At 42.3% G+C, this 21,612-nt stretch carries 23 protein-coding genes and 2 tRNA genes; 1 reads left to right on the forward strand and 24 read right to left on the reverse strand.

Translation table 11 applies throughout. The features are described from left to right. Positions 1 to 39 precede the first annotated feature (39 nt). The 17 genes from jag to tgt form a co-directional block, all read right to left on the reverse strand. Positions 40 to 1,026, reverse strand: coding sequence for an RNA-binding cell elongation regulator Jag/EloR (gene jag, locus AXF18_RS02535; RefSeq protein WP_000242587.1), 987 nt, complete (start codon positions 1,024 to 1,026; stop codon positions 40 to 42). A 14-nt stretch (positions 1,027 to 1,040) separates the two neighbouring features. Then, positions 1,041 to 1,868 carry a membrane protein insertase YidC gene (locus AXF18_RS02540; RefSeq protein ID WP_000728097.1) on the reverse strand — a complete coding sequence of 276 codons (828 nt, stop codon included), beginning with the start codon at positions 1,866 to 1,868 and terminating at the stop codon, positions 1,041 to 1,043. Further along, positions 1,843 to 2,214, reverse strand: a complete 372-nt coding sequence (rnpA, locus tag AXF18_RS02545) for a ribonuclease P protein component (protein WP_000748120.1) — start codon at positions 2,212 to 2,214, stop codon at positions 1,843 to 1,845. The genes AXF18_RS02540 and rnpA overlap by 26 nt, the downstream gene beginning before the upstream one ends. Before the next feature lie 149 nt (positions 2,215 to 2,363). Next, the gene (locus tag AXF18_RS02550) at positions 2,364 to 3,554 is read right to left on the reverse strand and encodes an acetate kinase (protein WP_000167800.1); all 1,191 of its coding nucleotides are present in this window, start codon (positions 3,552 to 3,554) and stop codon (positions 2,364 to 2,366) included. 50 nt (positions 3,555 to 3,604) lie between these two features. After that, a complete protein-coding gene (locus tag AXF18_RS02555) occupies positions 3,605 to 4,558 on the reverse strand; it encodes a class I SAM-dependent methyltransferase (protein WP_000345140.1) in 954 nt (317 codons plus the stop codon). 58 nt (positions 4,559 to 4,616) lie between these two features. Continuing rightward, positions 4,617 to 5,207, reverse strand: a complete 591-nt coding sequence (locus AXF18_RS02560; RefSeq protein WP_049501162.1) for a class I SAM-dependent methyltransferase — start codon at positions 5,205 to 5,207, stop codon at positions 4,617 to 4,619. A 32-nt stretch (positions 5,208 to 5,239) separates the two neighbouring features. Then, the gene (comGG, locus tag AXF18_RS02565; RefSeq protein ID WP_000265645.1) at positions 5,240 to 5,653 is read right to left on the reverse strand and encodes a competence type IV pilus minor pilin ComGG; all 414 of its coding nucleotides are present in this window, start codon (positions 5,651 to 5,653) and stop codon (positions 5,240 to 5,242) included. After that, on the reverse strand, positions 5,631 to 6,092 hold the full coding sequence (comGF, locus tag AXF18_RS02570; RefSeq protein ID WP_000250700.1) for a competence type IV pilus minor pilin ComGF: 462 nt from the start codon (positions 6,090 to 6,092) through the stop codon (positions 5,631 to 5,633). Before comGF ends, comGG begins: the two co-directional genes overlap by 23 nt. Then, positions 6,055 to 6,357: a competence type IV pilus minor pilin ComGE gene (gene comGE, locus AXF18_RS02575; protein ID WP_000413383.1), complete on the reverse strand. Its 303-nt coding sequence runs from the start codon at positions 6,355 to 6,357 to the stop codon at positions 6,055 to 6,057. The genes comGF and comGE overlap by 38 nt, the downstream gene beginning before the upstream one ends. Continuing rightward, the gene (gene comGD, locus AXF18_RS02580; protein ID WP_001180062.1) at positions 6,320 to 6,754 is read right to left on the reverse strand and encodes a competence type IV pilus minor pilin ComGD; all 435 of its coding nucleotides are present in this window, start codon (positions 6,752 to 6,754) and stop codon (positions 6,320 to 6,322) included. The genes comGE and comGD overlap by 38 nt, the downstream gene beginning before the upstream one ends. Next, positions 6,717 to 7,040, reverse strand: coding sequence for a competence type IV pilus major pilin ComGC (gene comGC / locus AXF18_RS02585; RefSeq protein ID WP_000735798.1), 324 nt, complete (start codon positions 7,038 to 7,040; stop codon positions 6,717 to 6,719). Before comGC ends, comGD begins: the two co-directional genes overlap by 38 nt. A 1-nt stretch (position 7,041) precedes the next feature. Beyond that, positions 7,042 to 8,085, reverse strand: coding sequence for a competence type IV pilus assembly protein ComGB (comGB, locus tag AXF18_RS02590; protein WP_161800217.1), 1,044 nt, complete (start codon positions 8,083 to 8,085; stop codon positions 7,042 to 7,044). After that, positions 8,006 to 8,947, reverse strand: coding sequence for a competence type IV pilus ATPase ComGA (gene comGA / locus AXF18_RS02595; protein ID WP_000249586.1), 942 nt, complete (start codon positions 8,945 to 8,947; stop codon positions 8,006 to 8,008). The genes comGB and comGA overlap by 80 nt, the downstream gene beginning before the upstream one ends. 64 nt (positions 8,948 to 9,011) lie before the next feature. Continuing rightward, positions 9,012 to 9,377, reverse strand: a complete 366-nt coding sequence (locus tag AXF18_RS02600; protein ID WP_000286399.1) for a DUF1033 family protein — start codon at positions 9,375 to 9,377, stop codon at positions 9,012 to 9,014. Positions 9,378 to 9,529: 152 nt separating this feature from the next. Continuing rightward, on the reverse strand, positions 9,530 to 10,681 hold the full coding sequence (gene nagA, locus AXF18_RS02605) for an N-acetylglucosamine-6-phosphate deacetylase (protein WP_001134442.1): 1,152 nt from the start codon (positions 10,679 to 10,681) through the stop codon (positions 9,530 to 9,532). A 140-nt stretch (positions 10,682 to 10,821) separates the two neighbouring features. Further along, on the reverse strand, positions 10,822 to 12,639 hold the full coding sequence (locus AXF18_RS02610) for an acyltransferase family protein (protein ID WP_001220892.1): 1,818 nt from the start codon (positions 12,637 to 12,639) through the stop codon (positions 10,822 to 10,824). Positions 12,640 to 12,772: 133 nt separating this feature from the next. Next, entirely contained in the window at positions 12,773 to 13,915 is a 1,143-nt protein-coding gene (gene tgt, locus AXF18_RS02615; RefSeq protein ID WP_001285238.1) for a tRNA guanosine(34) transglycosylase Tgt, read from the reverse strand. A 116-nt stretch (positions 13,916 to 14,031) separates the two neighbouring features. On the opposite strand from tgt, the gene AXF18_RS02620 reads away from it, so the two are divergent. Next, positions 14,032 to 14,889, forward strand: a complete 858-nt coding sequence (locus tag AXF18_RS02620; protein ID WP_000876903.1) for a DUF975 family protein — start codon at positions 14,032 to 14,034, stop codon at positions 14,887 to 14,889. Positions 14,890 to 15,069: 180 nt separating this feature from the next. Here the strand turns inward: AXF18_RS02620 and AXF18_RS02625 are convergent, their stop codons facing one another. The 7 genes from AXF18_RS02625 to AXF18_RS02655 form a co-directional block, all read right to left on the reverse strand. Then, entirely contained in the window at positions 15,070 to 16,296 is a 1,227-nt protein-coding gene (locus tag AXF18_RS02625; protein ID WP_049550043.1) for a LysM domain-containing protein, read from the reverse strand. Between the two features lie 164 nt (positions 16,297 to 16,460). Next, a complete protein-coding gene (locus tag AXF18_RS02630) occupies positions 16,461 to 17,081 on the reverse strand; it encodes an HAD family hydrolase (protein ID WP_049550044.1) in 621 nt (206 codons plus the stop codon). Between the two features lie 3 nt (positions 17,082 to 17,084). Next, on the reverse strand, positions 17,085 to 18,365 hold the full coding sequence (locus AXF18_RS02635; protein WP_049550045.1) for an MATE family efflux transporter: 1,281 nt from the start codon (positions 18,363 to 18,365) through the stop codon (positions 17,085 to 17,087). Positions 18,366 to 18,425: 60 nt separating this feature from the next. Beyond that, positions 18,426 to 19,910, reverse strand: a complete 1,485-nt coding sequence (gene thrC, locus AXF18_RS02640) for a threonine synthase (RefSeq protein ID WP_000177136.1) — start codon at positions 19,908 to 19,910, stop codon at positions 18,426 to 18,428. A gap of 75 nt (positions 19,911 to 19,985) precedes the next feature. Further along, positions 19,986 to 21,263, reverse strand: coding sequence for a gamma-glutamylcysteine synthetase (locus AXF18_RS02645; RefSeq protein ID WP_065371426.1), 1,278 nt, complete (start codon positions 21,261 to 21,263; stop codon positions 19,986 to 19,988). A 183-nt stretch (positions 21,264 to 21,446) separates the two neighbouring features. Continuing rightward, positions 21,447 to 21,530 (reverse strand) — tRNA-Leu (locus tag AXF18_RS02650). 9 nt (positions 21,531 to 21,539) lie between these two features. Continuing rightward, positions 21,540 to 21,611 (reverse strand) — tRNA-Gln (locus AXF18_RS02655). Position 21,612: the final 1 nt, after the last annotated feature.

Raw genomic sequence — 21,612 nt, forward strand, 5'->3', positions numbered from 1 at the left:
CTTTTTTCTAGCAAAAAATCAGGTCAAGCCTGATTTTGTTTATTCTGTATCTACGACAACATAGCGATTTGGCTCATCACCCTCAGAATAACTGGTCACTCCATCCATGCGTGAAATAATGCGATGGATAATCTTGCGTTCGCTATTCGACATTGGATCTGTTTGCTGGCTACGACCTTCCTCCAAAACGCGATTCGCTAATTTTTGAGCGTAGGTTTGCAAGACTTCTGCACGGTGTTCAACATAATCATTGACGTTAATCGTAATGTAGAAAGTTCTTGAATAGCGATTATAAAGGTAATTTTGCGCCAATAGTTGAAGAGCTTTCAAGACTTTTCCGTGATAGCCGATAATACGGCCTGGTTCATTCGTGTCAATTTGAAGATTGATGGTGCGGCGATTGTAGTCACTTGAAATCGTCCCTTCAACATCCATATCATCTACAATGGTTTGAACGTAGTTAGCTACTTCAGTTGCCACTTGTTCGATGTCATAACTTGGTTCTACTTTCAAGCCTAAATCTTCCAAAGATTGGCTTGTTGCTTCCTGCGTTTCAGTTTCTTTTTCTGGAGCAGATTCCACTTCCTCGGCAGTATCCTCTGGTTCCAAATCATTTAAAATTGAAATATGACCTGTTTCTTCCAAAATCGTGCTGGCATGTTTTTCATTTTTCAGGATTTCAGCCTTGACCTCTTCAGAAACACCTTGACCTTCTTCTTCAATCTTCTTAATCGCTTCAACTACATGCCCCAAATCAACAGTTGCTTCACTTACTGTTTTCACGGGTTCATTTTTTTCATTGACTTCTTTTGGAACCCCTTTAATGGCCTGCTGATTGGCTTTGATCACTGTCGTTTCACTAATCGCTTCGATATCAACTTGAGCCGGCTTCTTACCAAACAAGCCTAAGAATCCTTTTTTCTCTTTTGAAACGACCTTGATGTGGGCCTTCATTCTTGGAATGTCTAATTCTTTCAATCCTTTTTGGATTGCTTCTTCAACCGTTGAACCTGTAAATAATACCATTACCAGATTCCTCCTTATTTTTTCTTTTTCTGTGCTTTTTTCAAAGCTCTTCTCTTCTTGCCTTCTAAATCTTTTTCTGCTTGCGCCACTGCTTCTCTTTCAGCAATAATCTTGAAAGGATTGTTCAAAAAATAGGTTTGCAGAACTTGGTAAGCATTGGATACGGCCCAGTACAAGGCTACACCACTTGGGGCGGAGATGGCAAAAACAAAGATCAATACAGGCATACCATACATCATCCCTGTCGTAGCTCCACTTTTTTCGGACAAAGCTTTATTCGATAACCAGCTACTCAAGAAGGTAAAGACTGCCGCCAAAATCGGAAGGACAAAACTTGTATCTACTCCTCCCAAATTAATCCATAAAAAGTGACCTGTTTTCAAAAAGTCTACTCGACTCAAGGCTTGAAAGAGCGCCAAGAGAACCGGCATTTGTATTAAAATTGGCCAGAGAGAGGATGAATGTTTAATCCCTAACTCTTTATAGACCTTGCGCATCTCCTGGTCTAGCTTGGTTCTACTTTCCATATCACGACCCGGATATTGCTCTCGCAAAGCCTTGATGCGCGGTTGAGCCTCTTGCATTTTTCTAGAGGCAACCATCTGTGTCTGAAAGACCGGCAATAAAATCGTCCGGATCAAAATCGTGAAGAGAATAATCCCCACTCCGATACTAATATCAAAGGACAAAAAGCGGATAATTTCAGCAAAAAAATAGACGAATTTGCTCCAAAAGTCTGTCGAATCTGCTGTTATATCGCTAGCTGTACCATTTGTTGCACAGGCTGTCATGATAAACAAGGACAGGCCCAACAAACTAGTCAACTGTAGTTTCTTTTTCACTCCCATTTCCTTCCTGGTAAATCTTTGATAACTTTAATACGTGGAGTAGGTTTTTCTCCATCTCTGCATATTCCAAGGTTTCCACCCCTTTTCGGGCAATCACGACAAAATCAACATGCTCTACTAAACTCCCTTTTACACTTTGTAGAATGTGCCGGATTCGTCTCTTGATTTGATTTCTGGTAACTGCATTCCCCAGCTTTTTGCTGACGGACAGTCCTACTCGAAAATGGTTTTGCTGGTTTTCCAATTGGTAGACAACAAATTTTCGATTGGCAAAACTTGTTCCGTCCTTGAAAATCGCCTTAAAATCTTTCTCTCTTTTTACACGAAAGCTTTTCTTCAAAACTCAACTCCATCTATTAAATTACTACTATTATACCATATTTTTTGAAAAAGCCAATAACAGCAAGGTTTTAGACATTTTCTACATAAAAAAAGCTGGAAAATCTCTTTCCCAACTTCTTTTTACAATCAAATTTTACGTGTATTTACTTATTTTTTCAAGCGCTCAACATCGCGTGCAATCACCAATTCTTCATCTGTTGGAATAACCAAGACACGGATTTTCGCCGCATCAGTTGAGATATCTCCCGTTACACCAAAGACGTTCTTTTCTGGATCCACATCACAACCAAACCAAGAGATACCTGAGATGACATCTTCACGTACGTTTGCAGCATTTTCACCGATACCTGCTGTGAAGATAATCGCATCTGCTCCATTTAGGACTGCAAGATATTGGCCGATATGTTTTTGGATACGATCAACATACATTTCATAAGCCAAAGTTGCATCATGGTCTCCTGCTTCCATGGCAGCAATCACATCACGCATATCGCTTGACTGGCCAGAAACTCCCATGAGCCCTGATTCACGATTGAGAACGCGACTAATATCTTCAGGGGTATTGAAATCCTCTGTATATTGCATGAGATAAGGGATGATAGCAGGGTCAATATCTCCTGTACGAGTTCCCATCATCACACCTCCAAGTGGTGTGAATCCCATAGAAGTATCCACAGACTTCCCACCCTTAACAGCTGTGATAGAAGCCCCGTTACCAATATGGCAGGTAATCAATTTCAAATCTTCTAGAGGACGGCCCAAAAGTTTCGCTGCTTCTTCTGCGACAAACTGGTGGCTTGTCCCGTGGGCACCATATTTACGAACCTTGTTGTCTGTGTAGTATTTAGTTGGTAGAGGGTAGCGATAAGCCTTCTCTGGCATGGTTGTGTGGAATGAGGTATCAAATACGACAACACTGGTAATATCTGGCAGCAATTCCTTAAATGCGCGAATTCCAGCTGCGTTAGCTGGATTGTGAAGAGGAGCCAAGAGTCCCAATTCCTCAACTTTTTCTAACACATCTCCCTCAACAACTGTTGATTCCTTGAAATATTCACCACCTGCAACGACGCGGTGGCCGACACCTGTAATTTCGTCGTACCCTTTGATAATGTCAAAACGAATCAAGTCATCTAATAAAATTTTAACGGCTTGTGTATGGTCTTCAATATCAAGAATTTGTTGCTCCGAACGACCGTCAAATTTTACTGTTGAGATCGAATCCTTCAAGCCAATACGTTCAATCAAGCCTTTCGCCAATACAGTTTCTTCTGGCATTTGGTATAGTTGCCATTTCAAGCTTGAGCTTCCTGCATTGATTGCAATTGTTTTTGTCATAAGATGATACCTCTTTTTAAGCGTTTTCATCTATTATAACAAAATCTCTTTTATATTTCAGTACCTTTGCTCCAATTTTGAAAATTTTCTTTAAAGGTCAACAAAACTGACGGATCTTGCAAGCTAGTAAGAGGGTAGACAAAGGGTTCTATTTCCTTGTCTCTTTTCTTCTGTAAGACAAAAATACTTTTAGCTTGGCTTGCAGTTGAGAAAATATCCTCTGGCAGAGCGATGATAGCAGCCAGACTCACTTCGTCTTTGAGCCACCCTTTTAATGAGTCACTTTGAGGGCTGGTCAATAAATCACTCGGAGCTAGAAAAATAGCATAGCCATTTGACTTAAGGTACTTGAAGCCTTGTTCCATCAGCAAATGGTGGGCATAGGTATGCTCTTGACTAGAAGCCACTTGATAGCGAGAAGCGATGGCATCGTCTGGGTAATAGCCTACAGGCAAGTCGCTGATGACCACGTCGCTTTCTTTAAGCATTTGCGGACGAACGGCATCTCCTTGGACAAAACCAGCCTGCAAACCAATCACATCTGCCATACTGGCTGCCAAATCAATCAGCAAGTCATCCACTTCGATTCCCAAGTAATCTACTTTTTTAGCAAGAGAAGTCAAGAAAGTAGCCCCCAAAATCCCCATACCAGAACCTATTTCGAGGATGCTAATTTCCTCTTGATCCAGCAACTCTTCCACAATAAGTACCAAGAGGAGGGCAATGGCATCCGGCGTAAACTGGTGATTGGCCTGTAAAGGCTCCGTTTGTCCCGCCTTCATCAAGAGAAACTGGTAGGTCTTGAGCCACTCTTCCTTGCGAAGTGCTAAGCGCTTAAGGGCTTGATTGTTCTCCTTGACCTGCTTTTGCTCAGTCTCGCCATCTAGATAAATGCTGTTTTGCTCTACTAAGGCATCATAAAAGTTGGTCGCCAAATCACTTTGGATGACTTGGACATTCTCTAGTAAATACGTATAAGCTTGTTCAATTTTTTCAAAATCCATATTCCTATCTTATCAAAATTCCCCTATTTTTTCCATCTGAAGAGAAAAAATCACTGCTTTAGTCAGCGAGTGATTTTTGGGCTATAGTTAAAAAGAGCTCTGCGTAATTTCCGAGGAAAAGACCTTCAGCACTATAGAGAATCTGACTACCAATGCTCGAAAAACCAAACTGGGCGAGCTTGGTTTCCAGTTCAGCTAAATCAAAACCATGGTGGTTGGTATCTGTCTTGACAAAATCAGCAATGAAAACTTGTCCATTCTCCCTAAGATGATAGTGAAACATGGCAAGAGTCGCATCTAGATCAGGCATATGATGAAGAACCCGACTGACAACAATCAGGTCAAATTGCTGTTCCAAGGGATTTGCCAGTAAATCCTGCTCCAAAAACTGGATATTCTTGATGTCTTGTTGCTCTGCTTTCAAACGGGCTTGCTCCAGCATTTTCTCCGAGATATCTACAAGGGTAACCGACTTGGCCTGCTTGGCTAGGGGCAAAGCTAATAGACCTGTCCCACCACCGAAATCCAGAATTTCTTTGTCTGATAGAAGAGCGATCTGTTTTTCAACTGCTTGACAAACCAAATTTGCAAGAAAGATATTTTTGGGCGAATCAAAAGTTTCTGCTTTGTGATTAAAATCATGTTTCATGCTTTTAGTTTAGCACAAAGAAGTTGAATTGACTAGGATTTGTCTTTCTTTTCAGACTTTTCTTCTGATTTTTTCTTCCCTGCTTGATTGCTTGAATCAGTCGCTACCTCTTCCTTTTTAGCTGTTCTCTTTTCTTGGGTTTTCATCTGAGGAAAGAGAAATTCATAGTTGCCCTTATTCATACGAACACTTGTTGCAAAACCTGTTTTCGTATTGTGATACCTGACTTTTCCTAAGTTAAAGACTCGTTCTCCACTTTCTTGTTCAACCTTATCTTTACTTCGCTTGGCCATAGCAAAAGCTGCCAACTTTTCTTTGTTTAGGGCAAAGTCTTTGTGATGGGCGACTTGCCGATTCAAATAAAACTGCAACAAAAGGCTAAAAATGGCTGCCATGGTGACTGCATATAAGAGAACGCCTGCCTTAACTTTTTGCTTTTTCCACACGATAGATGAACTCCCTTTCTAAGCCTTTTTGAAACTGGAAACGGAAGCGAACCAGTTGATTTCCCTCTGTAATTTGAGCTGATTTAAGTCCATAAACCATAGGTTGGTAGCCCCGTCCGCTGGCATCGGTCTTCCGAAAATCATCCGATTTAGATTTCCCTATAGAGATATCCTTACCATCCTGTTTCATGTAGAGGCGATTGCCTTCTACCTTTTCAAACTGCGAACGCTCTAACTCTGCCTCCAGTTGATCCACAAACAAGAGCCACTCTTTTTGCTCGCTTTGCTGCTGGTAACGAACTTCTGAAATGAGGAGCTGACTCATAGCTTGAAAAAGTAGCAAACCTCCGCTAATGACGATAAGGGCAATCAGAGATTCTAAAAGAGTGAAAGCTCTTACCTTACTGCTCTTTAAGATCGAGCAATTTCTCTGAACCATGGTAGACCTCCAATCCTTTTTCACTAGCAAATACCTGAATCTCCACTCCATTTATGTTTACCTGATTTTGCCCTGTTTGCAGAGCCATCTTCGCCACACGCAAGACTTCTTCCTTTTGCAAGATTTCTGCCTCTTCTTGTCTATTTTTCTGAATTTTCCCCAAAAGAAGGGTCGCAATGCTGGCAAACACAGCCAAAGCTACTACTGCTTCTAGTAAGATTACTGCCCTAATTTTTTGTTTCCTTAATGCGTTTAATTTTTCCATTTCCTAGATATAATTGATAGCGAATCGCTCCTTTGCTGGTTTGAAATTCAACCTTAGCCAGGGACGAATTGCCTCCAGCTCGGTCAAATATAATGCTTTGTCCTGAGGGTGCCTGAATTCCTTTAGGAACGGTCAAGTTTTGACTGCCATTGCTGATCGTCTGTCCATCTAAGTTCAGACTGGTCTTTTGCTGACTGGCTACACTGCGTTTTTGCGTTTCCCGGTAGAGTTCTTCAAACTCCATAAAGAAAATCTGCTCTTCTACCGCTGCAAAACTGGATTGAACAGAACCAGACAAGCCCAAAGCAAGGACACTCACAAGTCCCAAAACTAAGAGACTTTCCAGCATAGTAAAGGCCTTAATCTGCAACAGTTTGACTTGTTTTTTGTTTTGCATGGTAGTCTTTATAAGCTTTGGCTTGCTCAGCTGTGATACGACCGTCCGCTTGTAATTTGCTGAGGCTGGCGTCATCATTTTTGTCCAAACGATAGAGTTCTGCCTGGCTTTCCACAACCTTGACAACAGCAGCTTTTCCTTTATCATCTACGGCATCCTTTTGCTTGGTCAAATTGGGCACAAAGAGCAAGAGGAGTACGCTGATGATAAGCAAGACGACTAACATTTCTACCAAAGTGAAAGCTTTAACCTTGGCTTTTTTTAAATTTGTCATGAGTTTTTTCATTTTAAAAATTTACCTCCATATTTTGATACATGGGCATAAGCATTGCCGCATAAAGTAAAACGATAATCAGGGCCACAAAGATAAAAACCAGTGGCTGTACTAAGTTCATGGTGCGGTTGACTCGGGTAAAAAAGGCTTCCCAAGTTTTTTCAGCATAGATTTCCAACTCGCTCCCAAGCTTGGACTTGACTTCCCCATACTCGATGATGAGACTCAACTCCTTTTTAAAGAAAGGATAGGTCGCTATGGTTTGAGAAAATTCGCGGCCATTTTGCAGGGCTTGAGCCAGATCTTGACCAATTTCTTTAAAGAGCTGGGAGCCTTGTTCCTGCATGATCTGAAAAATCTGCGTCAGCTCCATCCCCTGTGAAATCATATTGCCCCATTCACGCGCGTAATAAGCCGTCAGATAGGTCTGGACAAAGATTCCTAGAAAGGGAATCCGTGCTAACATTGAGAAGACCCGCATCTTGGAACTTCTTTTGTAGAAAGTGAGGGCTAAAATTAGAGACAGAGCGCAAACCAGCACTAGTCCCAGAAATATTTGTGGCAGATTGCCGATGATTTGAGTGGCGATATTGCTACTGTCCAGTTGAGGGAGCAAATAATTCCTGAGCCCCAGCATGATTAGCAGGAGAAATCCCAGCAAAATCAGGGGATAAGTCGCTACTTCAATTAACTTCTTCTTGACCTTGGACAAATTATCCAGATATTCTTCTATCTTCCCTAGACTCAGATGGAGATTTCCATGAACTTCAGCTAGAGATAATTGAGTCACAATAACACTTGAAAACCCCAAACTTTCCATCATTTCTGAGAAGGATTTCCCCTGAGACAAGCCTTGGTGCATCTGGGCTACATAGTCCTTTTCCAGCAGGGCACTTCTGCCCAAGAAAGAAGTAATTTCCACCAAATGAAAGCCACTGGAGAAGAGGTTGTTAAACAAGGTGATGATTTTCTTCTGCTTAGCTGTAGCTAATTTTTTCCGTTTCAGCCTGAAGACTTGTGATATGTCCAGCTTTAAGAAGCTGATCAATCTGCTCATTCCAGCTAGTTGGCTGGTGTTCTTGATAGTCTTTGTTTGCAAAGTCAACGATTCCTCCTCCCCCAATTAATCTCTGGTAGCAGACTCCTTGCAGGACAACTGCTAGTTCCTCCTCCGTCACACCCAACTCCAGAAGGCGTTCATAAACACCTCGGATACTCTTGGCATGAATGGTTGAAAAAACTGTCGCACCTGTCAAACTGGCTCTGACCACTGCACGCGCTGTCTCGCTGTCACGAATTTCACCAATAATCAAGAGGTCAGGACGATGCCGAAGAGACAGTTTGATCAGATTTTCATAGGTCAATCCAATCGCCTCATTCAACTGCAACTGGAGCATGTCGTCCTGCTTGATCTCGACAGGATCTTCAATGGACATAACCTGCTGTCCTTTAAACAGAGACTTGGCTAATTCGTGCATCAAGGTCGTCTTGCCACTTCCAACTGGACCTGCAAATAGATAGAGCCCCCGTTGCCTGTACTGCTCACCCAGTTCGTTCATATCCTGAAACCAGAAATGCAGGTCCTGTTCCTCATCGTGCAACAAACGAATAACCAAACTCTCATGCCCCCGATAATCTCCCACGGTAGACAAACGCAGAGAAGACACCTTCTCCCCATGCTGATAGTCGCAAGAGCCCAGCTGACTACGTCTCTTCTCTCCTACGTTCATACCCGCTACAAACTTAAAATGACTAATCACAGCAGCTAAAACATCAAACTCATAGGAGTCAACTAGACACCGTTCGTCTCCAACCCGCATGTGAAGCTCGTAGGACTTTTCCTTGGGGATAAAATAGATATCCTGGGCCTTCTTTTCTTTCGCAGTAGCAATAATTTTCTGTGCAATTTCTTGTACCATATCGCCCTCCTTATCTAACTATTCGCAAAAAAAAATAAAAAAAGCAACTTAAAAAGTTACTTTTTTATCTCCATTTCATACGGCAAGAACGGTGTTTTTCTTGACCTGTTTGTTTTTCGTAGCCTGGACGTAGCTTTTCATCGGGGATGACTTGCTCATCCTGCAAAAGTGCCAAAGAATGGTACTGTTGCAAATACTCATCACACTCATCACACCAGCGCTGATCAGCAGGATCCCAAAAAATAGTCATCAAATCACTCCGACTCTTATAAAGAGGATTCTTCTTTTCCAGCTCAAACCAGCATGATTTATAATATTTTAGAGCATCATAGTACTTGTCAAAAGATTGACTCATGATGACATCTTCTTCCCAACCTTCTATGAACCACCACGGTTCAAAATCCCCATACATTTCTATAACACGATACATTTTCACTACTTCCTTTGTACCGTATATTATAACGAATTTTCTAGAACAATGAAAGGATTTTGCTTGCCTTTCCCATCAGGAAGACTTCTTTAAATACCTTTTCAGCCTATCATAAAAATAGGAGTCCTTTATTGACCCCTATTTTTATCTTTTTAGGCTTGATAACGTTTCACACCATCTAGGTAGGTTGCTACCAATTCCAAATCTTTATCTAGTACGATAAAGTCGGCATCGTAACCTTCACGGATTTGACCACAGACATCATCGATGTGAACAGATTTTGCTGGGTTGAGGCTGGCCATCATGACTGCTTCATGCGGATTCGCAATTCCCCATTCGACCACATTCTTCAAACCATCTTTGAGTTTGAGGATAGAACCTGCCAAATTGCCTGTAGATTTGAGGCGAGCAGTTCCATTAGCAACTACTACCGGGAATTCTCCTAACATGTAGTCTCCATCTTCCAAACCACCCGCTGTCATACAGTCTGTGATAAGGGCGATATTTTCTGTTCCCTTTTGTTTGAGCAAAATATCACAGGCCTTTGGATCTACGTGGTGACCGTCACAAATCAATTCTGCATAAGTATGTGGCAACTCATACATGGCTCCCACCATACCGAGCTCACGGTGAGTCAACCCACGCATTCCATTGTAGGCATGTACCCAAACACTCGCTCCAGCATCGACTGCTTTTTTAGCTTCATCAAAAGTCGCATTGGAGTGTCCAAGAGCAACGGTCACTCCTTCACCCGTAATTGTACGAACAAAGTCTTCTACACCTTCACGTTCTGGCGCAAGGGCGATTTTATTGAGCAGGCCATTAGCTGCTTTTTGCCAAGCACGAAACTCATCCATACGAGGATCTTTCATATAGGCAGGGTTTTGAGCTCCCTTGTATTTCTCTGTGAAATAAGGCCCTTCAAAATAGATTCCACGAATCTTGGCTCCACTTGCTTCCTGGTAACGAGCGCCGATATTTTCAGTTACCGCAAGCAACTGCTCGTAAGAGGAAGTCAACGTCGTTGGCAAGAAGCTGGTAACACCCGTGCTAAGCAATCCTTCACTCATGGTATGAAGGGTCCCTTCGATGTTATTGTCCATGACATCCACACCGCCAAATCCATGAATATGGGTATCCACAAGTCCTGGGGCAATGCTATAACCTGTATAGTCAATCACCTCAGCTCCTTCAGGAATCTGTTCTACATGTTTACCAAACTTGCCATCCACAAGTTCCAAGTAACCGCCACGACGAACTCCGTGTGGGTAGAAAAACTGATCCGCTTTAATATAATTAGGCATAATGATAACCTCCTTGATAGATTTATTCTAGAATTTATTATGTCAATTACATTATAAACCTTTCTTTTTCATTTGTAAATGGTATAGACCTATTTTCTAGAGATATTTTAAAAGAGCTGGATTTCTCCAACTCTTTGATCTTATTTTGATTTTACAGGTAGTTCTTGAGCAGCCTTAACAGCAGCTGCAATCGTCTCTGCATAGAGTTTAGCACCTTCTTCAATCATGTTGCTATCATTCCCAAAGTGGACTTGGTCGGTTCCAGCCCAGATTTCAGGGTGTTCCTTAGCGACCTTATTCCAGTCAGCGATGCTCACGTAAGGATTCTTTTCAGCTAATTCTCTCGCATAAGCCGCATACTGCTCCACTGATGCATAAGTGTCCTTGCTCTTGTCTCCCTCATAAGGTGTCACCAGTATCAGATGGTGTCCTTTCGGTAGATTGTTAACGATGCTGTCCAAATCATTCTTATAGCCTTCAGGATTGTTGACCCCCGTTGCAATGACAACTGTTTTTAGCAGCGCCTTGTTCTGACTGTTGTTGAGCATGATGTCATTGGCTTGCTTGGTCGTTCGACTAACTTGGGCATTGATATTTGCTTCAGGAAGTGCCTCTTGTAAAGCTGTATTGGCACGCAAGGCTACCGAATCTCCTATTAGGCTTGTTCCCTCAGAAATTCCTAGACGACTCAGTTCAGCTTGTTCAGCAAGAGTCTTTGTTTGTCCTATATTGGTCTGGGCTTGTTTGAAACCATTGACCATCAAGTCTGTCTCAAAAGCTCCAACTTGAGGAGCCACAGCTATGATAATCAAGGTAATCAAGGTAAGAATGCCAGCACCAGTAGCACTAATTGGTTTAATATGAGGTAATCGACTAATCTTCCGTATTAAAGGATTGGATTTACCGGCAATCAACGGCTCAATAATATAGAAGGATAGGATAGCAAAGAAATAAGAAAAGATGATTGTCAGAATAACAGCAGGCAGATTACTCATCAGCTGAGAAAAGATAATATAAAAAGGCCAGTGGAAAAGATAAACCGCGTAGCTGGTATCCGCTAAAAATGTGATGATCCGAGGTTCTTGTATCTCAGGCGTTTTCTCATGCAAGACACGCGCAGCAAAAATCATGGTCACTGCCGCTAAACTTGCTAGCAAGAAGCCAAATAAGTACGCAAACAGGTAGGTGAACTTGACAAAGAAAGTCAAGAGCACTAACACCAAAAGCCCCGCAATAAACACCAGTAGATTTTGACGAAGGTCCCACATCCGGTCAAATTGCTTGACTAAATCGCTCGTCTGACGAACCCCCACAACTGTCGCCAAAATGCTTCCTAAAAAGAAGGGATAGACATGGGTCAAACTTGAAAAGTAGACAGATGAATAGGAACTAGCCATTAGACTACCAATAAACATGGAGAAAAAACTAATGATAAAAGCTCCCGCAGAAAGGAGAAAGACCATCCCTCTCAATTGACTACTAGATTTTGAACGTTTCGATAAGAACCAAACCGCTAAGCCCCAAAGGATATAGTAGTGAACCTCAACAGCTAGGCTCCAGTTGTGAACAAAGAGATGCGGAATGAACTGGGATTCATAACTTCCCCCTGTTAACATTTCGTAGAAGTTGGTCATAAAACCGAGAACTCCAGCAACCTGGCCACCAATTCCAGCAACATAGTCTTGACGAACCAAGAAAGTAAAAGGCATGGTCACCAAAACCATCAGCACCACAGGTGGCACGATACGATAAAACCGTCTCTTAAAAAAGCCTAGTAAATCGATCTGGCGTGCCTTCCCAAATTCTTCTAAAAGGAGGGAGGTGATCAAAAATCCTGAAAAAGTGAAAAAGACATCTACCCCAAAGAAGCCTCCAGGAAAGATTGTTTGAAAGAAGTGGTACAAAAGCACCAAAAGTAAACCTGTAATCCTAATCAAGGAAAACCATTTAATACGCATACGAGTCTATTCTCCATTAAATTAGGAAGCAAAACACCACCTAATTTCCATTCCATTATACTCCCTATTCTATCAAAAAAATAGGAAAAATCCTAAGAGAAAACTTAGGATTTTGGCATTCTATTTTTACACTTTAGAAATTGCGCCCTGACTTGTTGTAGCCATATTTTTCTACAAAATACTCACGAAATTCCAAGAGATTGTCATCCATGATGGCTTGACGCACTTGCTTCATCAGATTGAGCAAGAAGTAGAGATTGTGGTAACTAGTCAAGCGGATACCAAAGGTTTCGTCTGCCTTGAGTAGGTGGCGAAGATAAGCGCGTGTATAGTTCTTACATGTGTAGCAATCACACTCAGGATCCAGTGGCGTAAAGTCCTCAGCGAATTGGGCATTTTTGACAACCAAACGTCCTCGGCTGGTCATACAAGTTCCGTTACGAGCGATACGAGTCGGCAAGACACAGTCAAACATATCCACACCACGAATCACACCATCAATCAAGCTATCTGGCGCTCCCACACCCATCAAATAGCGAGGTTTGTTTTCAGGAAGAAGTTGGGTTGTGAAGTCCAAGACTGCATTCATCTCTTCGTGGGTTTCCCCCACTGCTAAGCCACCGATAGAGTAACCTGGGAAATCCATGCTGACAAGGTCATGAGCTGACTGACGGCGAAGGTCTTCAAATCCTGCCCCCTGCACAATCCCAAACAAGCCTTGGTCATGCGGACGACGGTGAGCCTTCAAACCACGCTCAGCCCAACGGCTGGTACGTTCGATTGATTTCTTAACGTAATCATAGGGTTGGTAAAACTGAGGACATTCGTCAAAGGACATCATGATGTCTGAGCCCAGATTGTTCTGGATAGAGATGGCCTTTTCTGGCGATAGGAACATCTTGGAACCATTGAGATGGTTTTTAAAGGTTACTCCTTCTTCTGTGATATTTCGACTATCCGCTAGAGAATAAACCTGAAAACCACCACTATCCGTCAAGATGGGCTGATCCCAGTTCATGAACTTGTGGAGACCGCCTGCGCGTGCGATGAGTTCGTCTCCTGGACGGAGCCACAAGTGATAGGTGTTTGACAGGATAATCCCTGAACCCATCTCCTTCAACTCCTCTGGTGATTGAGTCTTGACCGTGGCTTGGGTCCCAACTGGCATAAACATAGGTGTCGGGAAGGTACCGTGCGGCGTGATGATTTCTCCCAGACGAGCTCCTGTGTGTTTCTCTTTCTTAATCAAACGGTATTTGATTGGTGAATCTGACATTTTTTACCTCCGAAGCTGGGAAAAACAGTCCCAGTTCATACTTTGCGCCCAAAGGCATACTGTATGATTTTATCAAAAAAAGCTGGAACTGTCACGAACTATGGTATAATGAGAGAATGAAATACCCAAAAATTGATTTAAAAACTATTCGTCTGCAGGCTAGGCAATTTCAGGCTGAAAATCCCCGCCTCTTTCTGGTCTATCTCTTACCTAGCATACTGGTTATCTTGTCAGGCTTTCTCAACCCCTTGGCTCGTCTCCAAGAAAGTGTTTTAGAGCAATCCTTTTTCAGCATGCTGGCACAAGTTCTCCAAGCCTATCTCTTCCCGCTAGTAGTTTCTTTTATGAGCACGATTTTTCTAGTAGGTGCTGCCTTTGCGACACTCCGACTCCTCAAGGATCCTGATACGGAACTCTCAGTAAAATCAAGCCTGGCCCTCTTTGCTGAAGAGCGCTTCTCGCAAACCTTCCTAACTCTGCTCCTCAAACGTTTCTACCTCTTTTTATGGAGCATTCCAAACTTAGTAGGCATTTATTTCCTCTTTTATAGCAATCTCTTGGCTAGAAGATTTGTTGCCCTACATCCTGAGTTTCCAAAACTAGACCTCTCATCTATTGAAAACGAGCAATTCCTTATGACCTTTGGGCTCTACTTTTTTGCGAGCCTCATCTTGATGATTGTAGGAAATGCCCTCTATATCCCGCAACATTACGCCTACTCGCAGGTAGAATTCCTCCTCTGCGACACTCTAGATTTAGGGCAGGCTAAACCCAGTCAAATCCTGAAAACCAGTCGTTTCTTGGTGAAAGGTTACAAATTTCAACGCTTTGTCCTCGATTTACAACTACTTCCTTGGTACTTCCTCAATTGGATTACTTTTGGAATTGCTAGTTTTTCAATCCTTCCCTATATCCAAAACAATCATATCTTCTTTTACAGAGCCCTACTAGCCCGTAAACGTCGAAATGGATAAGAGCATACAAAAACCAGCATCGTTCAGGACGCTGGTTTTCTTATTTCAAAAGTAACATACTCAGCAGAGTCAAAATAGTGGGCCCACCTTGCTTCAGAATAATCTTCTTGTTTACCCTGAAGGAATGACACACAAAAAAGAAGCGAGAACTCAATCAGTTCCCAACTTCCATTTTAATGATTAGTTCATTGAAACGTGAACGTGGTCATAGTGGTTTTCGGTTACGCTGCCACGGTCTGGCATTGGATTCCACGTGTAGGCTGGTCCATATTTACTATCATATGGAGCGTAGAAACGTTGTTTCCAGATGATGTAGTTGATACCACGGCTAGCCATATTTTTGACTGCATATTCTGCAATTTGATCCCCGAGTGCTGAACTCACTGGAACCATGAAGTCGATGGCCAAACCTTTACCATGGTCCCCACTGTCACCAGGACGGTAGCCACTAAAGGATGTAATCCCAAATAAGTTGGCTACTTCTTCTTTAAAGGCTGCAGTTTGTGGTTGAAGACCAGCATTCTCAGACTTAGCTACAGCAAGTCCTGCATAGTCAGGAGCCGCTGGAGCTGAATACGTTCTTGAAGGAGTTTGGCTTTGCTCTGCTTGATAAGTCGAAGTTACAGTGTCAGAAGTTGCTGTTGATGCTGCTGTTTCTTCTGCTGCACTTGTTCCTGTTGTATCAGCAGGCGTTTCAGTTGCCGGCGCAGCTGCTACTGGTGCTTCTGCTGGAGTTGTTGCTGCCGTTTCTTCGGTCGCTGGAGTCGCCACTTTTGGAGCTTCTTCAACTGGACTAGTTGTTTCTGCTACTGGTGTTTCTGCTACTGGTGCTGCCGCTGGAGTCGTTTCTGCTGTTTCTTCAGCTACTGGTGTTTCTGTAGATGGTTTCTCTTCAGCAACTGTCGCTGTCTCAGAAACTTCTGAACTTGGCGCTACTTCTGCTGGTTTTTCAGTCTCTGTTGCAGTTGGAGCTTCCTCAATTGGTTGAGAAAGATCTTCCACTTGAACTGTTTGTTCATCAACTGTCACTTGATTCGTCGTCAAATCAGCTGTCGCAGTCGTCACTTCTTCACTAGCATCTGTTTGAGGAGTTTGGATTTCAACTTCCGTCACTTCTTCTTCCTCATTGACAGTTGTAGTGAGAACAGTATCTGGGAAAATCAAGTCCATATTGGTAATTTTATTCAAATTAGCAAGGACCGTCACATCTACTCCCAAAGCTTCTGCAATCGTGCTCAGGGTATCACCATACTGAACTGTATAGCTGTTTTTGTTCTCGTTTTTCGTCACGTCATTTTGGATTTGCTCAACACTACGTGCTGTCCATGCAATTTCTTGCGCTTTAGCTCCTAATGTGGGAGCAAGAGACAAGGCTACTGTTGAGGCTAAAATAATTCTTTTCTTCATTCGTTCATATTCCTTTCAAATGAGTACCTGTCTATCATAACACAAAAAAAGCAGAAAAAAGCCCTCTCGGGCCTATTTAACAGAACTGTCTATTCCTTGTAACAAACTCGATTACTTGAAATAGTTTGTTAGGTTTCTGTCACAAAACTGACACAATCTTCTCGTCACTTATCCTCAAAAATATAAGGAATATCTGCTAACTCTTGAATCCTGTGATTCCCTTCATAAGAAGACTCTAAAAAGTTGATGCTTTGAAGGCCACTATTCTGGGCAAATTCCACATCCAAAGTCCTGTCCCCTATATAATAGGTCTTCTCAGGATCCAGCTGATACTTATCTAACAGATAGTCAGCCGCTTGTGAATTAGGCTTGCGCGCAAAGCCACTCTGACTGGTTAAAATCTCTGTAAAATAGAACTCCAACCCCAAGTCTCTTAAAATAGTAAGCGCATTGTCTCCCTTATGAGTATAGACAAACTGCTGAATCCCTGCTTGGTCTGCCCAAGCTAGCACTTCACGCGCACCTGGCATCAAAACTACCTGAGGATTCTTCTCAGCCAGACTCTGGGCACGTACCTGATTGAGCACTTCCGCATCCAGGTTTCTCTCTTCTGCCACCTGCTCCAGCAAATCCTGCACAGAATACCTGAGAATAAACTCTCTCACTTTCTCCTTATCATAAGGAATAGAAAACTGAGCAAAGGTCTGCTCAATCCCTGACAAAATCGCTTCGTAAGAGTCCAATAAAGTCCCGTCCAAATCCCAAATAAAGGCTATTTTTTGCATCTCCTATCCTTTCAAGCTCATATAACGCTGGTAACGGTAACGTAGAAATAACCAACGAAAAACATTATCCAAGAGAGTCCCTGCCCAAATACCAGGCAAGCCCCAACCAAGAACAATACCCATCAGATAAGCTGTCCCTATACGGATACACCACATCCCAATACTTGTCGCATAAAAGGGGAGGCGAGCATTTCCCAATCCCTGCCACACTGCCGTATATATAACTGTCCCTGTCGCCATGGGAGTTCCTAGTAGAGAGAACAGTGCCACCAAAACGCTCGCTTCAACTGCTATAGGGTCCGTCGTATAGAGATGAGTCAATGGTGTCCCCAAGGCATAGATACTGAGAGTTAAGGGCAACATGAGAAGCAGAGAAAGCCAAAAGGTTTGCTTGCTTACCTCGTCTACTCTTTCCCAGTTATCCTCTCCAACTGCTCGAGCCACCTGCATGACCGTTGCCGTAGCGACACCAAAGGCAGGCATGTAGTTAAACTGGGTCAAGACTTCTCCAACTGCATTCCCCGCTACTGCCTCCGTCCCAAAAGAAACAACCAAGGCAATGATTACTACATCTCCAGCTCGCATCATGAGACGTTCTCCTGCCGCTGGCAAAGCCAAAGTCAATAGTTCCTTATCTAAACCAAAAGTCGGTTTCTCAAAAGGCAGCTTTAATTGCGACCACAAAATCACAAGACCGACTAAGCGAGACAAGATAGTCCCCCAAGCAACACCTGCTATCCCCATATCAAGGACAAAAATAGCTAGACTTGAAAAAAGAATATTCAAGGCATTGGATAAAAGACTAACATAGAGGGGTAGACGCGGATTATGTGTTGCACGAATCAAGGCACCTAGACTCGTCATCAAGCCCAAGAGAACAATCGATCCACCCACCAAAGATAGGTAAAGTCCACCACTCTCAGCCACCTCCTGCTCAGTTCCCAAAAATCCTATCATCTCTTGCCCAGCAAAGATGGATAAAGCGCCTAAAAGTGCACTCAGCAATAGAGTTATCTTGAGAGCCTCTGTCACGTGATAAGCCAACTTGGACTGATCTTTCTGCCCCAAACTTTTTGAAATAACACTGGAGATAGCAGCTCCCAGAGCGATAAAAATCGCCTGGTAAATGGTGATAATATTGCCAGCGACTGAAACACCTGAAATAGCGATTAAGCCCAAGTGAGCGACCAAGTAACTATCCACCATGCCCATAAGCATCTGCAAAAAGTTTTCACCCATAGCTGGCAATGCAATATTAAGAATGTCTTTATTTTTCTTAAACAATCCTTCCTCCTGATGAAAAGAAACTCAGTTGGTTTCCCAACCGAGTTTACTCCCTCTGTCTTAAAGTCCTAGATAAGTCTCAACCGCTGCTTGCATGTCAGCAGCTGCCACTGTTGTTTTATGACGAACTGGAGCTGTTTCAAGGCCATCAACCGCTGGTGGCACTGCCACTCCTGAAATGTCATGTAATTGAGCCAAGGCTTCAAAGTCAGTCAAGCCTGCTTTTCCTGTTACCGCTTCTACGGCAACCACTGGGAACTTGTATGGACTAGCTGTTGATGCAATCACTGTCTTAGTCGCATCGCCAGTAGCTGCTTGGTATTTTCTATAAACAGCTGAGGCAACCGCTGTGTGTGGGTCCTCGATGTAAGCATCTGTTTGATAAACACGTTTAATTTCTGCCGCAGTTTCTTCCTCAGTCGCATATTCAGCTGCAAAGAGTTCCAGAATCGCTGCATCAAAGTCTGTCAATTCATATTGTCCTTGTGTACTCAAAGCATTCATGAGTTCAGCTGTCTTAACCGCATCATTCCCCAAAAGATGGAAAATCAAACGCTCCAAGTTTGAAGATACTAAGATATCCATAGATGGGCTAGTCGTTACTTTAAACTCACGTTTCTTATCGTAAACACGTGTTTTAAAGAAGTCAGTTAAAACATTATTGTCATTTGAAGCACAGATCAATTTACCAACTGGCAGACCAATTTGTTTAGCATAAAAGGCAGCCAAGATATTTCCAAAGTTTCCAGTTGGTACTGTGAAGTTGACTTTTTCACCAGCTACAATCTCACCAGTCTTAACCAACTGAGCGTAGGCATAGACATAATAAATAACCTGTGGAACCAAGCGACCAATATTCATAGAGTTAGCTGATGAAAATTGCAGTTTATTGGCAGCCAACTTTTCACGAAGAGCTACATCGTTAAACATATGTTTCACATTTGTTTGCGCATCATCAAAGTTTCCATCAATAGCGATAACATGAGTATTGTCGCCAGTCTGAGTAGTCATTTGCAACTCTTGTACCTTGCTGACACCGTCTTTTGGATAAAAAACGATAATCTCAGTACCAGGCACATCGGCAAATCCTGCCATAGCAGCTTTTCCAGTATCACCAGATGTCGCTGTCAAAATGACAATCTTGTTCTCTAAACCATGCTTTTTAGCGGCTGTCGTCATAAAGTATGGCAAGATAGACAAGGCCATATCCTTAAAGGCAATTGTTGAACCATGGAACAATTCCAAGTTGTATTGCCCATCCAGTTTCACCAATGGCGCAATAGCTGGAGTATCAAACTTGCTATCGTAGGCATTGTTGATACAGTAGTCCAACTCCTCAGCCGTAAAGTCATCTAAAAAGGCTGATAAAACTAATTTGGCCACTTCTTGGTAAGAAGCATCTTTTAATGTTTCAAAGTCCAAATCCACCTTTGGATAAGTAAGTGGTGTAAACAGACCACCATCCGTCGCCAAACCTTGCAAAATAGCTTGGCTGGCAGTTACTGTATTATTGGCATCACGCGTTGATTGATAAACTAATGTCATGAATCTCTATCCTTTATCTATAGTCTCTTCCATTATATCATGATTTTTCAGAAAATTCTCCCTTTATAAGAGAAATTATAATCCCAATTCTTTCTTCAAAGGCTCTAAATAAACCATTTCTTGCTTGCCTCTCTTCTCCAGACCTTCCTCAGCTAGGGTGAGTAAATCTTTAGAAAACTCGAGAACCGCAGCTTCTTCTTCATCTGTAAGTTTTTTCTTAGAAAATTGTCGTCTTAAAAGCTTATAATCACGACCAGCTGTGGTAAAAAATGGAGCAGTTCGCAAGTAAGCTTCAAGCTTGTCTAAATGAACCAACAAGCCCAAATGAAAGGCTGCAGAAGCAAAAGTCCTATCAAGCGGCTGAGTACACACACTACGAAACTCAACTGTCCCTCGAGTCGTTAAGTCTTGGTACTGGTAACTACGATGAGTTTGGAAATCTTCCTCCTGAGGATGAATTAACACCTCATCCCCATTAAGGGTAAATGCTTGGATTTCAGGTGTAGCCAAATAGTCCCTAGCCTGAATCGGATAAAAATAATAGGTCTGCCCATCACGCTCCGCAGTAAAAATCGCAGAATGATTTAAATAGTCAAAAAAATCATCCTCATCTTTAAATAGTCTAGTATTGACACCAACATTCTCTGGATAGATACCATGCATGGATTCTTCCCAAAAAATATCTCTCGAAATTTTGGTATCCCAATCCGCACCAGAAAACTCAGAGTTTGCAAACAAATAAGCTTTAGCAGCTTCAATTTGCGTAAAAGCATTGATAACACGCAGGTAGTTGGAACTTGAAACGTCTAGTTGAACCTGACTTCCACAGATAAAGGCACCATACTCAGGGAAATGATGTAAATCTGATTTAGTTACATTTCTACTCAAATTCAGATAAGCCATCAACATCTGATAGCGGGGATAAGACACTGAACAATTCTCATTTTTATCCCAGTTGGGATGAATGCCGCAGCCAACAATAGCATGATTAGCTTCACCCAATTTATTCTGAATCGTAGCCATATAGAAGTTAAAGCGTTCTTCTACCTCTTGGATAGATTCGGCCTTTCCGAATGCAAACTCAATTGTCGTATAAGCAACCTCAAACAAGATCGTATCTTGGCTGACTGGATCGAGCAACTGAATTGGATTCCCAAAATCATCCACTTTTTCGATAGTAAAGCCCACTACTGATGGTAAATATCGAAAGAGATCCTTAACAACTTCACCATCTGTAGCCTTACCCTCTAAATTTACAATAGGATATTCTAACTCAATCCCAATAAATAAATCTGGGTTCTCTTTTATATTCTTTAAGTAACGTTTCTTTAGTAATTCAACAGACCGAGACATTAATCACCAAACTCTTTCATAATCAAAATAAATTGTGAATAAGTAATATTATACCAAAAATACACTAAAAATGACTAGAATAAGAAGAAAAAGATCATTCATCAGTTATCTGTACTTAAAGAAAAATATCAAAATCTTCACTAAATCAAAAAACAAGGTCCGAAAACCTTGTCTTTATTACTATACCGGCGGCCGGGGTCGAACCGGCACGTCCTTGCGGACACTGGATTTTGAGTCCAGCGCGTCTGCCAATTCCGCCACGCCGGCAAATAGTAACTGGGGTAGCTGGATTCGAACCAACGCATGAGGGAGTCAAAGTCCCTTGCCTTACCGCTTGGCTATACCCCAA

This window comes from Streptococcus sp. oral taxon 064 (assembly GCF_001683375.1).
In the GTDB taxonomy this organism is placed as follows: Bacteria; Bacillota; Bacilli; order Lactobacillales; family Streptococcaceae; genus Streptococcus; species Streptococcus oralis_S.

Excerpts from the sequence above, each read along its gene's own strand:
- jag (WP_000242587.1), bottom strand. The coding sequence starts at position 1,026 with ATGGTATTATTTACAGGTTCAACGGTTGAAGAAGCAATCCAAAAAGGA.
- AXF18_RS02550 (WP_000167800.1), bottom strand. The coding sequence starts at position 3,554 with ATGACAAAAACAATTGCAATCAATGCAGGAAGCTCAAGCTTGAAATGG.
- AXF18_RS02555 (WP_000345140.1), bottom strand. The coding sequence starts at position 4,558 with ATGGATTTTGAAAAAATTGAACAAGCTTATACGTATTTACTAGAGAAT.
- AXF18_RS02560 (WP_049501162.1), bottom strand. The coding sequence starts at position 5,207 with ATGAAACATGATTTTAATCACAAAGCAGAAACTTTTGATTCGCCCAAA.
- comGF (WP_000250700.1), bottom strand. The coding sequence starts at position 6,092 with ATGGTTCAGAGAAATTGCTCGATCTTAAAGAGCAGTAAGGTAAGAGCT.
- comGE (WP_000413383.1), bottom strand. The coding sequence starts at position 6,357 with ATGGAAAAATTAAACGCATTAAGGAAACAAAAAATTAGGGCAGTAATC.
- comGD (WP_001180062.1), bottom strand. The coding sequence starts at position 6,754 with ATGCAAAACAAAAAACAAGTCAAACTGTTGCAGATTAAGGCCTTTACT.
- comGC (WP_000735798.1), bottom strand. The coding sequence starts at position 7,040 with ATGAAAAAACTCATGACAAATTTAAAAAAAGCCAAGGTTAAAGCTTTC.
- comGB (WP_161800217.1), bottom strand. The coding sequence starts at position 8,085 with ATGAGCAGATTGATCAGCTTCTTAAAGCTGGACATATCACAAGTCTTC.
- comGA (WP_000249586.1), bottom strand. The coding sequence starts at position 8,947 with ATGGTACAAGAAATTGCACAGAAAATTATTGCTACTGCGAAAGAAAAG.
- AXF18_RS02600 (WP_000286399.1), bottom strand. The coding sequence starts at position 9,377 with ATGTATCGTGTTATAGAAATGTATGGGGATTTTGAACCGTGGTGGTTC.
- nagA (WP_001134442.1), bottom strand. The coding sequence starts at position 10,681 with ATGCCTAATTATATTAAAGCGGATCAGTTTTTCTACCCACACGGAGTT.
- AXF18_RS02610 (WP_001220892.1), bottom strand. The coding sequence starts at position 12,639 with ATGCGTATTAAATGGTTTTCCTTGATTAGGATTACAGGTTTACTTTTG.
- tgt (WP_001285238.1), bottom strand. The coding sequence starts at position 13,915 with ATGTCAGATTCACCAATCAAATACCGTTTGATTAAGAAAGAGAAACAC.
- AXF18_RS02620 (WP_000876903.1), top strand. The coding sequence starts at position 14,032 with ATGAAATACCCAAAAATTGATTTAAAAACTATTCGTCTGCAGGCTAGG.
- AXF18_RS02625 (WP_049550043.1), bottom strand. The coding sequence starts at position 16,296 with ATGAAGAAAAGAATTATTTTAGCCTCAACAGTAGCCTTGTCTCTTGCT.
- AXF18_RS02630 (WP_049550044.1), bottom strand. The coding sequence starts at position 17,081 with ATGCAAAAAATAGCCTTTATTTGGGATTTGGACGGGACTTTATTGGAC.
- thrC (WP_000177136.1), bottom strand. The coding sequence starts at position 19,910 with ATGACATTAGTTTATCAATCAACGCGTGATGCCAATAATACAGTAACT.
- AXF18_RS02645 (WP_065371426.1), bottom strand. The coding sequence starts at position 21,263 with ATGTCTCGGTCTGTTGAATTACTAAAGAAACGTTACTTAAAGAATATA.